Source organism: Sphingomonas parapaucimobilis NBRC 15100, assembly GCF_000787715.1.
Taxonomy (GTDB): Bacteria; Pseudomonadota; Alphaproteobacteria; order Sphingomonadales; family Sphingomonadaceae; genus Sphingomonas; species Sphingomonas parapaucimobilis.
Map to the genome: position 1 here is coordinate 47,867 of NZ_BBPI01000068.1, position 13,230 is coordinate 61,096.

At 65.0% G+C, this 13,230-nt stretch carries 8 protein-coding genes; all 8 read right to left on the reverse strand.

Features of this window, described 5'->3' with window-relative positions; all coding sequences use genetic code 11:
* Positions 1 to 293: 293 nt before the first annotated feature.
* Complete coding sequence (locus SP5_RS11750) at positions 294 to 3,404, reverse strand: PAS domain-containing protein (RefSeq protein WP_245613474.1); 3,111 nt, start codon at positions 3,402 to 3,404, stop codon at positions 294 to 296.
* An 88-nt stretch (positions 3,405 to 3,492) separates the two neighbouring features.
* Complete coding sequence (locus tag SP5_RS11755; RefSeq protein WP_042488783.1) at positions 3,493 to 4,119, reverse strand: retropepsin-like aspartic protease family protein; 627 nt, start codon at positions 4,117 to 4,119, stop codon at positions 3,493 to 3,495.
* A gap of 90 nt (positions 4,120 to 4,209) precedes the next feature.
* Positions 4,210 to 4,398 carry a hypothetical protein gene (locus tag SP5_RS19150; protein ID WP_076710189.1) on the reverse strand — a complete coding sequence of 63 codons (189 nt, stop codon included), beginning with the start codon at positions 4,396 to 4,398 and terminating at the stop codon, positions 4,210 to 4,212.
* 104 nt (positions 4,399 to 4,502) lie between these two features.
* Complete coding sequence (locus SP5_RS11760) at positions 4,503 to 5,066, reverse strand: DNA-3-methyladenine glycosylase (RefSeq protein ID WP_042488786.1); 564 nt, start codon at positions 5,064 to 5,066, stop codon at positions 4,503 to 4,505.
* Positions 5,063 to 7,462: a malto-oligosyltrehalose synthase gene (gene treY, locus SP5_RS11765; protein WP_042488789.1), complete on the reverse strand. Its 2,400-nt coding sequence runs from the start codon at positions 7,460 to 7,462 to the stop codon at positions 5,063 to 5,065. Before treY ends, SP5_RS11760 begins: the two co-directional genes overlap by 4 nt.
* Before the next feature lie 26 nt (positions 7,463 to 7,488).
* A complete protein-coding gene (malQ, locus tag SP5_RS11770; RefSeq protein WP_042488790.1) occupies positions 7,489 to 9,375 on the reverse strand; it encodes a 4-alpha-glucanotransferase in 1,887 nt (628 codons plus the stop codon).
* Positions 9,372 to 11,066 carry a malto-oligosyltrehalose trehalohydrolase gene (treZ, locus tag SP5_RS11775; RefSeq protein ID WP_042488793.1) on the reverse strand — a complete coding sequence of 565 codons (1,695 nt, stop codon included), beginning with the start codon at positions 11,064 to 11,066 and terminating at the stop codon, positions 9,372 to 9,374. Before treZ ends, malQ begins: the two co-directional genes overlap by 4 nt.
* On the reverse strand, positions 11,063 to 13,165 hold the full coding sequence (gene glgX, locus SP5_RS11780) for a glycogen debranching protein GlgX (RefSeq protein ID WP_042488796.1): 2,103 nt from the start codon (positions 13,163 to 13,165) through the stop codon (positions 11,063 to 11,065). The genes treZ and glgX overlap by 4 nt, the downstream gene beginning before the upstream one ends.
* Positions 13,166 to 13,230: the final 65 nt, after the last annotated feature.

Consider the following 13,230-nt stretch of genomic DNA (forward strand, 5'->3'; position numbering starts at 1 on the left):
AGCAAAGAAGAGGGCGTATATCCTGAACCAAGAGGCACGGTCGGTCCCCATCAAGCGGGGCGGCCTTCCTCTGACGAGTTCAGGCAAGTTCAGTCGGGAGAATGACCGATGACGATGGAGTTCGATTTGACCGCACTGGAATTGCAGGGCGCCCTGCTGGTGCTCGCGGTGATCATCACCTTCGCCGCGATCGAGGGCTGGAAGGCCCGCTAGCCCGCTTTACCGGTTTCGCAAGGGCTCCTCTGCCGTCCCCTCCGGCATGGGCCTGACCGGAAAGGAGCAGGCGGCCCGGCTCAGCGCCAGGTCGCCTGCTCTACGATTTCCAGCCGACCGCGGATTGTGTTGACCAACTGGCTCGCCGAATAGGGCTTGGTCAGCAACGCCGCATCCATATTCGCCGCCTCGGCCGCCATGCCGCCGTCACCTGTCGCAAAGATGATCGACAGGGTCGGCCGCAACTGCCGTGCCCGTCCCGCCAGTTCCACGCCTGACTCGCCCGGCAGGTTCAGGTCCGTCACCAGAACATCGATCTGCGCCGTCTGAAGCGCGGTCATCGCTTCCTCGGCCGTGACAGCGTGAACCACCACGAAGCCCGCATCCTGAAGCGTCTCGGCCGTGTTGGCGCGGATCAGGTCATCATCCTCGACCAGCAGGATCGTACGGCCATCGTGCAGGGGCTGCGCGGCCGGCTCGTTCGTCGCCTGCGCCTCCCGCGACGCCACGGAAATCTCGGCCTTCGGCATCTGACGCTGCCGCTGATTGGCGAGCACATGCCGGAACTTCCGGGCGAGCGCCTCGCGGGTATAGGGCTTGGACAGCAGCTCGACACCCTTGTCCAGCCGCCCGCCATGGACGATCGAATTCTCGGTATAGCCCGAGGTAAAGAGGACCGCGATGTCGGGGAGGCGCTCGCGGGCCTTGCGGGCCAGTTCCGGACTCTTCAGCGTGCCGGGCATCACGACGTCGGTGAACAGGATGTCGATCGGAATGCCGCTTTCGATGACGCTGAGCGCGCTTTGCGCATCGACTGCCTTCAGGACCCGGTAGCCCAGGTCGGACAGCAGCTCGACGACGGTGGCGCGCACCTCGGCATCGTCCTCGACGACCAGCACGGTTTCGGTGCCGCCGGTGACGGGGCCGGTGTCGACCGCGACCTCGACGTCTTCGGCCTCCATCGCACGCGGCAGATAGAGCTTGATCGTGGTGCCGTGGCCGACCTCGGAATAGATTTTCACATGGCCGCCCGACTGTTTGACGAAGCCATAGACCATCGACAGGCCCAGACCCGATCCCTTGCCCTCGCTCTTGGTCGAGAAGAAGGGTTCGAAGACCTTCTGGATGATATCAGCGGACATGCCGCTGCCGGTGTCGGACACGGCGAGCATGACATATTGGCCCGGCGTCACTTCGTCATGGGTGCGAGCATAATCGTCGTCGAGATGGGCGTTGCCGAGCTCGATGGTCAGCCTGCCCTGGCCGTCCATCGCATCGCGCGCATTGATCGCCAGGTTCAACAGCGCATTCTCGATCTGGGCCGGATCGATGAAGGTGTTCCACAGCCCGCCACCGACGATGGTCTCGATCTCCACGCCCTCGCCGATCGCGCGGCGGAGCATGTCGTCCATGCCCTGGACGAAGCGGGTAACGTTGACGACCTTCGGCTCCAGCGCCTGGCGCCGCCCGAAGGCGAGAAGTTGCGAGGCCAGCTTCGAGCCGCGCGACACGCCCGCCATGGCATTGGCGACCCGCTGTTCGGCGCGACTGTTGCCCGCAACGTCCTTGCCCAGCAGCTGGAGATTGCCCGACACGACCTGAAGCAGGTTGTTGAAGTCGTGTGCGACCCCGCCGGTCAGCTTGCCGATCGTCTCCATCTTCTGCGCCTGGGCGAGCTTCATCTCGGCCTGACGCCGCTCCGCGATCTCCTCGATCACACGGGTTTCCAGCGTCTCGTTCAGCTGGCGAAGTTGGGCTTCGGCTCGCTCGCGGTGATGGACCTGACGGGCAAGCAGGGTGGCCTGATCGCGCAGGGCCTGTTCGGCGGCCCGCTGGTCGGTGATGTCGGTATGGACGCCGACCCATTCGATCAACTCGCCATCGGCGGCAATGATCGGCAGCCCCCGGATCGCGAACGTCCGCCACTCCCCGTCATGGCGACGGACGCGATGTTCGTGGATGAACATCCCCTTGGCGGCAACCGCCTCGTTCCACGCTACGACCGAGGCGGCGGCGTCGTCCGGGTGGACCGCATTCGACCAGCCGAAGCCCTGATATTCGTCGAACGTCTGTCCGGTGATCGCAGCCCAGCCGGGCTGTTCGCCGAGCATGCGACCATCGGCGCTATTGGTCCACAGCACACCATGCACCGCGTCCATCGCCGCGCGGAACCGCCGGTTGCTACGCTCGATCTCCTCGGCATAGCGGGCGCGCTCGTCGATGTCGAAGACCAGGATATGGAAACCCATCACCTCGCCATTGTCGTCGCGGCGCGGGAGGTAGCGGGTTTCGGCCCGGCGTCGGCTGCCGTCGCGGTGATGCAGGTGGACATCGGCGACGATGGCCTCCCCGGCCAGCGCCCGTTCGATCAACGGGCGACGCTCGGCATAATCCTCTTCGGTCAGTACGTCGCTGAGCCGCTGGCCCAGCATACCTTCCGGATCGGTGCCCAGAAACACGCGGTAATAGTCATTGGCGAAGCGATAGCGTTCGTCGCGATCGACAAAGGCAACCAGCACGGGCAGTGAGTCCGTGATGATGCGCAGTTCCGCCTCGCTCTCCGCCAGCCGTCGTTCGGCTGCCACACGGCCTGTATTCTCGACGACGGTGCACATCACGCCGCCGACCTTGCCGCATTCGAGGTAGACGGGGGTATAATAGAGGTCGAACACGACCTCCTCCTCGACGCCCGCGCGCGTGACGACCAGCGCCTGGTCGCGATAGGCAATGTCCTCTCCGCGAAAGCCACGGTCCAGGATGTCGCGGTTCCAGTCCCAGATCTCGGGCCATATGTCCGGAACCAGCCCGCCAAACGCCTCCGGGTGGCGAGGCCCGGCGATGCTGCGATAGGCATCGTTATAGATCATGACATGATCCGGCCCCCACATCAGGACCTTCGCGATCGGTGAATGGACGATATTGGCGACCGTCGTACGCAGCACGGTCGGCCAGTGGCCGATCGCCCCCAGCGGGCTTGTCGACCAGTCGCTCTCCCGCACGCGCTGGCCGCATTCGCCACCGCCGACCAGCCATGTGCCCACATCCGATATCGGTCCGTCGGTCCGCATCCGCTCGATCGCGGCGAGCAGCAGTGCCTGTTCGTCGGGAAAATCTCCCGCATCCACGGCTTCGGCGACATATCGTTCGAGCTGGGGCGGCAGCGACAGCATTCGCGACAGGGGAGTCATCATGGATTGACGCATGGGTAAGCCGTACGGTCAAGTCAATTGGCGACGACGCCGATCGCGTTGATTTGTATCACTTTGCCTATCATGGCGGTCATGACTGCGGGGTATAGGGCTGGGGATGGTGCGGCTCGAGGATCAGGGTCGATCTTTCGACCCGCCAGCTTTTCAAGCGCGACAGGAAGTTCATGCCCAACACATCGGTTTCGCCGAACGCGGGCGAGACGACCACCGGCACCTTGTCCGCGCGGATGGTGCCGATGCGCAGCGAGTCGACGCGCGCCGTCTCCGCCCGGATCATGCCATTGGCGGTGTTGAGCACGACCGGAAAGGCGGGCATGGTGGGTTCCAGGCCAGCCGCCCGTGCCGTTGCACTGGACAGGGCGGTCAGCGTCGCGCCACTATCGACCAGCATCCGCCGGTTGATGCCGTTCACGGTGACGCGTGCCCAGAAATGACCGTCCGGCGCCATGCGGATCCGAACCGTGTCGCCGACGACGCTCTGGTCCTGCAAATTCAGGATCTGCATCGCGCGCTGGATATAGGGATCGAATTGCTGGCGTTGTTGCAGCAGGACGAACACCAAGCCGCCCAGCAAGAGCCAGGACAGCAGGCTGATCGCTACCCGCAATATCGGCACGCGGCGCGCGATGATCCCCGCCAGCACCACGGCAAGGACGACGGCCAGCAGGGGTAGGGGGACGCCCAGATCGGCAAACATTGCAGTTCCATTCCTTCGTCCCCTCCATATGGGAAGGACCAAGGCCGGGAGATAGGGGCGCCCGTCTTTACCGTTGCTGACCGTGCGGGATCAGCTCTGTTCGGTCATTCCCACTTCGGCTGCGCTGAACCGGCGGCCGCCATACCACCGGCGAAAACTACCATCGGGTTGGCGGAAATAACGGGAGCCTTCATGAAGAACTGGTGAGCCCAAAGACCGATAGGCTGCCCAGATTCCATAGACCATGGCAACCAGCGCCAGGACCTTGATCCACTCCATCGACTCGCCCTTTTTCTGTTATCTGTCGAGGCTCGCTGTTGTCGTGGTCAATATCAAGCAAATACGTCGCTGCATCGCAGTAGGTTTATGCTGCGATGCCGTGGTCAATCGCCCATGGGGCGGCTGAGCCAGGGAGAATTCTTCCAGCCGAAGCGGCTTGGCCGTTCTGCCGCTTGGGTGATGCCGATCCGCGGCGCGACGACGACCGGCGCAGCGTTCGGCGTTCCGGTCAGCGCGAATGGTGCTTCCAAAAGCGACGCGCCATCCAGCCTGAGGTCTATACCAAGCGCGCTGCACAATTTGCCTGGCCCCGAACAAAGCTGCTTCGTGGCAGGCCGAGAACCACGCCGTCCGTACATGACGTCCAAGCCATGTAGGGGCTCCAACGCGCGGATCAGGACCGCGCTGCCCGAAGCACCGCATACGACATTCAGGCAATGATGGAGCCCATAGATCCGGTAGACATAAGCGTGGCCGACCGGTCCGAACATCGCCGCATTCCGCGCCGTTCGCCCCGCAAAGCTGTGCGAGGCGGGGTCGGCGGTATCATAGGCTTCCGTCTCGACGATCATCCCGCCCACGCCATCGACGGTCAGCATCACGCCGATGAGGGCGCGCGCCACGTCTTCCACGTCGTGTTGGTAAAAGCCGAGGGGAAGCGGTGTCATTTCTCTCCAGCGCGCAAACCGTACCAGAGCGGCTCCTTCGCCAGCAACTCGCTGAGCCGCAGTACTGCCCCATCACGAACGATGGCCGTATCGCGCCAGTCGATGACGCCGCCGTCATCCATCAGCGGCTCCAGCCGCAGACCAAAGACGCAGGTCAGGACAGCGTCGTCATGCCGCCGCTCGAAGGCGATGACCCGGTCGCGACCATGCCCGGTGACGGTGAGCGGATGATAGGTGCCGTGCGTGAACAGGTCGGGATGCTGGCGGCGCAGGCCTAGCAGATCGGCGATGAGCTTCTGTTTCGGCGCGTCCCCCTCGGTCAATGCCGCCGCGCGCGCGCGGTAGTCGACGGGGCGGCGATTGTCGGGGTCGACCAGGCTGAGGTCGGCGAACTCGGTCCCCTGATAACAGTCCGGCACACCCGGTACGGTATAGCGCAGCGCGACTTGGACGAGCGAATTCGCACCGGCGGCCGGACCGATGCGACGGAGAAGTACGGTCATTCCCTCTCGGAAAGCCATCCCTTCGTCGCCGTCGATCAACGTCTTCGCCAGCTGGTTGCAGCGCGCCTCATAGTCGGTGTCGGGGGCTTCCCAGGACGAACGGAGCTTGGCCTCACGCAGCGCCTTTTCCTGCCACGCGGCGATCCGCTCGGCAAAGTCGCCCAGTTGGTCCGGATCAGGCCAGGCCCCGACCAGCGTCTGGATCAGCATGTACCAGTCGGCCGGATCGACCCCTTCAGCGAGGTCCAGCGTCTGCATCCGCCACGCCTCGACCTGACGTCGCCAATCCTCCGGCATCGCGCTCAGGACCGCCAGCCGGGCGCGGACATCCTCGCCGCGCTTATGGTCATGGGTAGCGGTGGTCAGCATCGCCAGCGGAAAGCGCTCGGCGCGGCCCTTCATCCGGTCATGAAAGGCTACGATCGGCAGGCTGAACCGGCCCGCATCGAAGCCGACATCGTTTCGCGAGAGCAGGGTCGCATGGCGATAAAAGGCGGTATCCTCAACCGCCTTGGCCGCGATGGGGGCTGAAAGCTGCTGAAAACGCCTGACCGCTTCGCTCCGCGCTTCCCGGTCGCCGGGGCCGGAACCCGCCAGCCATTCCAGTATCTGATCGACGACGAAGGCCTCGCCCGGCGGCAGCAGCGGCTCGACTCGATTGCGCGCCATCTGGCGGATGGCTTCGTCCGACGAAGGCGCATCGGGGCCATAGGTTCGATAGACCGGAAAGACCCAGAGCAGACGCTCGATCGCCCGGCGCAGCATCGGGGTGGTGATCGCCCCCTCCAAATCCACGGTGGCGGCGGTCAGCGCCGCAAAGGCCGCGACACACTGGTCCAGCTGTCCGGCGAACTGCCAGGCAAGCAGGTCCTGCCGCGCCTGAAGCTCTTCGGGTGCGAACTGGTCCGAACGGCCGCTCAACTGTGCCCAGAGTTCGGCAAGCGGCCTTGTGCCCTCGGGCGCATGGAGCAGAGCTGATACCTCCTCCATGAAGTCGTAACCGCTGGTGCCGTCGACACCCCAATCCTCCCCCATCGGCTCATCCGCGGCCAGGATCTTTTCGACGACGATATAGGCGCGGTTGCCATCTTCGCGCGCCATCGCGTCGAAGCGCGCGCGCAGCTTGCGGCAATAACCGATCGGGTCGGTCAGTCCGTCGACATGGTCGATCCGGACGCCATCGATCAGCCCTTGCTCGTAAAGCCGGAAATAAAGGGCATGGGTTTCCTCGAAGACCTGATCGTCCTCGACGCGCAGGCCCGCCAGATCGTTGATCGTGAAGAAGCGCCGCCAGTTGAGTTCGTCATTCGACACCCGCCACGACGCCAGGCGATAGTGCTGGCGGTCCAGCAAAGCCGCAAGCTGCTGCGTTTCGGCCCCATCCTGGTCCTCATCACGGACCGGCAGGCGATGCTCGCCATAGGCCACGATCTCGGCGCGGCCGTCACGACGTTCGACGACGATCTGGCCGTCCGCCAGCACCTTGTTCAACGGGTCGCCCAGGATCGGCAGGACGAGCCTGCGCGACCAGTCGATATCGAAAAAGCGTGCGAAGCGGCTGGCCTCGCCTTTGGCCAGCACGTCGTTCCACCAGCCATTGCCGCCGCCCGCCACGCCCATATGGTTGGGTACGATGTCGATGATCACGCCCATGCCGCGTGTCCGGGCGGCCTCGGCAAGGGACCGGAAAGCTTCTTCGCCGCCCAGTTCCGGGTTGATCCGTGTCGGGTCGATCACGTCGTATCCGTGCATCGAGCCAGCCGCCGCCGTCGTGATCGGGGAGGCATAGACATGGCTGATCCCAAGCTGGTCCAGATACGGCAGCAGGGCTTCCGCTCGGGCGAAGGGAAAATCCTTATGAAACTGAAAGCGATAGGTGGCGCGCGGCGTCATGGGCGACGTCCTTCGATAAAGGGGGGTCAGCGGGCGTTGAGAACGGCGATGCGCGCCGCGACCTCGGGCGTGGCGAGCGATCGATCGAGCGTATCGGCCAGGCGACGACGCCAATTCGGGTGCTCGTCGATGGTGCCGGGGAGATTGGGCTGCTCGTCCAGTCCCAGCAGATCCTCGACGGGTATGATCGCCAGCGGACACGGCGTGCCCGCGACGGCGGCGATGGCGGCATCGACCACGGTGGCGGGTTCGTCCGGCTTCGGGGCACCGTTGCCCACCGCCTGCCACAGCGCCGTCCGTTCCCGAGCGCGGTTGGCGCTATCCTCTGGCGAGACAGGCCGCCCGGCGATGCGGGCGCGCCATTCCAGATCGCGGCCCTTCCACCAACCGGCGATGGTCGGGATATCATGGGTCGCGGTCATCGCGATTGCCTGCTCGCTCCAGGTATCGGGCGGAAGGAATGCGCCGTCCGCATTCCGCTCGAACGGCAGGACGCGCATCCCGAGCATCCCGACCTTTGCCATGGTATCGCGAAAGCCGGGCGGCACGGTGCCGAGGTCTTCCCCGATCACGATCGCCCCTCGCCCCTGATTGGCGCGCTGCGCCTCGATCCGCAGGATGCGCAGCATGTCCGCAAAGGGCATGGCCAGATAGGCGCCCTGATCGGCCGGAGCGCCGTCCGGCACGACCCAGAGGCGGCACAGCCCAAGCGCATGGTCTATCCGTATCCCGCCCGCATGCGCGAAGACAGCGCGTAGCGTATCGATGAACGGCGCGAAGCCTTGCCGTCGCAGCGCGAACGGCGACAGGGCGGTGATACCCCAATTCTGTCCATCGGGACCGAGCGGATCGGGCGGGGCACCGATCGACAGCCCGGTCAGCAACTCGCCGCGTCTGTTCCAGCCGTCCGCGCCGTTCATGGCGACGCCGATGGCCAGGTCGGCGATCAGCCCGATCCCCATGCCATTGTCCCGTGCCGTGTCCGCCGCATCGCGAAGCGCTTGGTCGGCCCACCATTGGGCAAAGGCGTAGAAGCGGATGGAGTCTTCGCGTTCGGCGGCGAAACGGGCGACCGCTTCGCTCGCCGGGTCACGATACTCTTCCGGCCAGTCGGGCCAGCCGCTCGCCCGGTCCCGGGCATGGAAATAGGCGTGCAGCGCATCGAACCGCGCCTGCGCCTCCAGCCGTTCGCCGGCCTCCTGCCGCCAGCGCTCGAAGGCTTGGCTTTGCTCATCGTCAAGTTGATCGTAAACGATACGAAGGTCCCGCATCCGGTCCGGTGCGGCACTGGGCCAGTCGATCAAGGCAGGGGAGGCAGCCACTGGCTCGCCAGCAGGGGCCAGCCAGACATTGCGGAACAAGCGGCTGGACGGGGCATAGGGGCTGAAGCGTCCGGCGTCGGCGGGAAACAGCGCGTGGACGGGGCTGATCGCCAGAGCGGCGGCACCGGCTCGGCCCAGCGCTTTGGCGGCGCTGGCTAGGCTGGCGAAGTCGCCAAAGGCACCGGCTCCTTCCCGCAATGATGGGATCTGGACGGCGCTGCCCCAATGCTTTCCCGGCGGTGGGGTCGGGCAGCGCGGCGGTGCGATAGCGACCGTCCATTGCCGCTCGCCCTGTTCCAGTCGGTGATAACCCGGCTGGTTAATGGCGGGCAGCATCCGGCCCCGGATCGTGATCGAGGCCGTTTGGCCGCCTTCCAGGACCAGTAGCGCGGTGCCGTCACGGCAGGTGTCGGGAAGGGGGACTTCCTCGCCCAGTTCACCCGAGACGAACACCGTCTCGCCGACATCGGTGTCGAGCCGATCCAGGATCGCCGCCAGCGCCTCGTCGGAGACGGTCTGGTCGCGCCCCTGGGCGTCCTGCCACCGGCGAGACAATCCGGCGGCCTCGGCACGGGCGTGGAGATCGCTCATTCGGCGATCCATGCGGCGAAGCGATCGCCTTCCCGGTAGATCAACTGGCCTTCCTCTCCCACGATCGCCTCGGGTGCATCGCCCAGGTCAATCAGGATGGTCAGCGCCGCACCATCGGCCATGCGCCAGCGCGCCTTGACCCGTCCGGGTCCAGTCACATCGGCCGCCAGCCCCACCGTCCCCTTCAGGCGAGGCATGATATGCACGTGCCTCAGCGCCAGCAGGTCGCGATATAGGGCACGCCACTCCCCGGCCTGGGGACCAGGCTTGGGAATCGATGCGTCGAAGGTGCTGCGGGCATTGGGGTCGGGAATGCCTTTACGTGCTTCCTCGTCGGCAAAGGCGTCGAACTTGGCAAACTCGCGGCGCCGCCCTTCGCGAACCGCATCGGCCAATTCGTCATGGAAGTCGGTGAAGAACAGGAAGGGACTTTCACTCCCTTCGTCCTCGCCCATGAACAGAAGCGGGATTTGGGGACCGAGCAGCAGCAGCGCAGTCGCCGCGCGGAGCCGCTCGCGATCGGTCAGCCGGACCAGCCGCTCGCCCATGGCGCGATTGCCGACCTGATCGTGGTTCTGTAGAAAAGCGACAAAGGCCGTGCTGGGCAGATCCCCCGACGGCTTGCCCCGCGGCTTGCCGTCATGATTGGGCGAGCCTTCGCCCTGATAGATGAAGCCTTCCTTCAGGCAGCGTGCCAGCCGCTCTGCCGCATTATCGGCGAAGTCGCCATAATAGGCGCTGGTCTCGCCGGTCAGCAGAACGTGCAGGACATTGTGGAAGTCATCGTTCCACTGGGCGTCATAGCAACCGGCGCGCAGGCGATCGGTGTCGTTCTTCTCATTCTCCAGCACCAGATGGACATGCCGTTCGGGCAGGGCGGCGCGGATCTCGTGCGCCATACGGTCGAGAAAGCCGTCATTTTCTATGGCATGAACCGCGTCGAAGCGCAGTCCGTCGATGCGATAATCGCCGAGCCACATCAGCGCATTGTCGACGAAGAAGCGATGCACCGGATCGGCGTCCACCGCCACCGCGCCGCCCCAGGGCGTGTCGACCTCCTTGTGGAAGAAGGCGCTGGCATAGGCGTTCAGGTAATTCCCGTCCGGCCCGAAATGATTATATACCACGTCGAGAAAGACCGAGAGGCTCAGCCCATGCGCGGTGTCGACCAGCGTCTTCAACTCGGCAGGCGAGCCGTAAGGCTCGGCGACGGCATAGGGCAGGACGCCGTCATAGCCCCAGTTGCGGGTGCCGCCGAATGCGTTGACCGGCATCAGTTCGATCGCGGTGATCCCCGAGGCCGCGATGGCGGGCAGCTTCCGTCGGATGCCCTCGAAGCCACCCAGCGTCCCGGGATGGACTTCGAGCAGCACCGTTTCCTCCCACGGCCGACCGCGCCATTCGGTGGCGCTCCAGGCAAAGGCGGGGTCGACCACCACGCTCCAGCCATGGACACCGCCCGCCTGGAGCCGGGCGGCGGGGTCCGGCACAGCCAGATCCTTGTCCAGGCGGAAGCGATATCGGGTCCCCGCAGGCGCGGGAGCCGTGGCGGAAAACCACCCCTCCCCATCGCGATCCATGGTTACCGAAGGCGCGCCATCAATCTCCAGCGTCACCGCGTCACGATCCGGCGCCCAGAGGCGGAACATCGTATCCGCGCCCTCGCGCAACTCAGGACCCCAACGCGTCATGCCTCGACCGAGTCCCGCCAGGTGATGAGCACCGCACTCTGCGGCCCGACTTCGTAGCTGTCTTCGATCTCGACCTCGCCCTGTTCGGGCTTGGCGCTGTCGATCAGGACGGTGCGGGCGACATGCGGCGGGGGCAGGGTGAAGGTGATCGGATCGGGCGAGGCATTGAGCAGCAGCGACACCGCTTCAACGCCGCCATCCCCCGTCGCACTCGCCCGCCGCATCATCAGCGCGCGCCCCTCGGGATTGTCCCAATCCTCGGGGCTGAGTTGCTGGCCGCGTTCGTCCCACCATTCGATATCGTTGATGCCATGGCCGGGCGTGTCCTGCCCATAGAGGAAGCTGGGCGAGCGCAGGACGGGATAGCGGCGGCGCAATTCGGCCAGTCGCGCGGTGAAGGCGATCATGCCTTCGCCCTCGTCCGATGCGGCGGCCTTCCAGTCGAGCCAGCTGATCTCGTTATCCTGGCAATAGGCGTTGTTGTTGCCATGCTGCGTACGGCCGAACTCGTCGCCCGCCACGATCATGGGCGTGCCCAGCGAGGCGAGCAGGGTCGTCATCATCGAGCGCATCACACGGCCACGGGCCGCATTGATCCCCTCGTCATCGGTCGGACCCTCGGCCCCCCAGTTGCGGGAATAATTCTCCGAATGGCCGTCGCGATTGTCTTCCTTGTTCGCCTCGTTGTGACGCTGCTCGTACATTACGGTATCGGCCAGGGTGAAGCCGTCATGGGCGGCGAGCAGGTTCAGGCTGGCCCAGGGACGCCGCGCGCGACGGTCGAACAGGTCGCCCGAGCCCGACAGCCGCGCCGCCAGATCGCCGCGCTGCCCGGGATCACCGCGCCAGAACTTGCGCACCGTGTCGCGGTACTTGTCGTTCCACTCCGAGAAACCCGGGGGAAAATTGCCGAGCTGATAGCCGCCCGGCCCGACATCCCATGGCTCGGTCAGCAGCTTGAGCCGGCCGAGCACCGGATCCTGCCGCAGCACGTCGAAGAACGCCGCGCCCGGATCGAATCCCGTCGCTTCGCGCCCCAGCGTCAGGCCAAGGTCGAAGCGGAAGCCGTCGATCCCGAAGCTCGTCGCCCAATAGCGCAGCGAGTCCGTCACCATCTGGATGACCCGCGCTTTGGACAGGTTCAGCGTGTTACCGGTGCCGGTATCATTGATCGTATAGCGCGGCTGGTCCTGGACCAGTCGGTAATAGCTGGCATTGTCCAGCCCGCGCCACGACAGGGTCGGGCCTTTCTCCGACCCCTCGCAGGTATGGTTGTAGACGACGTCGAGCATCACCTCGATTCCCGCCTTGTGCAGCTTGTGGACCGCGCGGCGCAGTTCGTCCTGGGTGTCGGTAGCGAAATAGGCCTGTTCGGGCGCGAAGAAGCCGAGGGTGTTATAGCCCCAGTAATTGCGCAGACCCTTTTCCTGCAGGAAACGGTCCTGCGTGAAACTGTGGATCGGCAGCAGCTCGATGGCGGTGACGCCGATTCGCTTCAGATGCTTGATGACCGCTGGATGGCCAAGCCCCGCATAGGTGCCCCGCTCACGCGGAGGAACCAGTTCCATCAGCTTGGTCAGGCCCTTCACATGGGCTTCGTAGATGACCGTTTCCGACCAGGGTGTGTTCGGCTTCACGTCACGCGACCAGTCGAAATGATCGTCGACCACTACCGCCTTTGGCATGGCGGCGGCGCTGTCGCGTTTGTCGAAGCTCAAATCCTCTTTCTTCGACCGGATCTGATAGCCATGGAGTGCGTCGGTCCACTTGATCTCGCCGTGAAGCTTACGGGCATAGGGGTCGAGCAGCAGCTTGTTGGGGTTGAAGCGGTGCCCGGCCTCCGGCTCGTAACGACCATGCGCGCGGTAGCCGTAGAGCAGACCCGGCCCAACATCGGGCAGATAGCCATGCCATACCTCATCCGTGCATTCGGGCAGCGTGTAGCGCTTCAGCTCACGCTTGCCTTGCGGATCGAATATGCACAGCTCGATGCGATCGGCATTGGCGGAAAAGACGGCAAAATTCACCCCTTCGCCGTCAAAGCTGGCGCCCAGCGGATAGGCGGAGCCGGGCAGGATCTGGTCGGGCAAATCGGTCAAAGGGACTCTCCGGCAAAAGTCGAACGACTATGCGTGTGGCTGTTTCGTTGGGGTTCGGAAGCCAT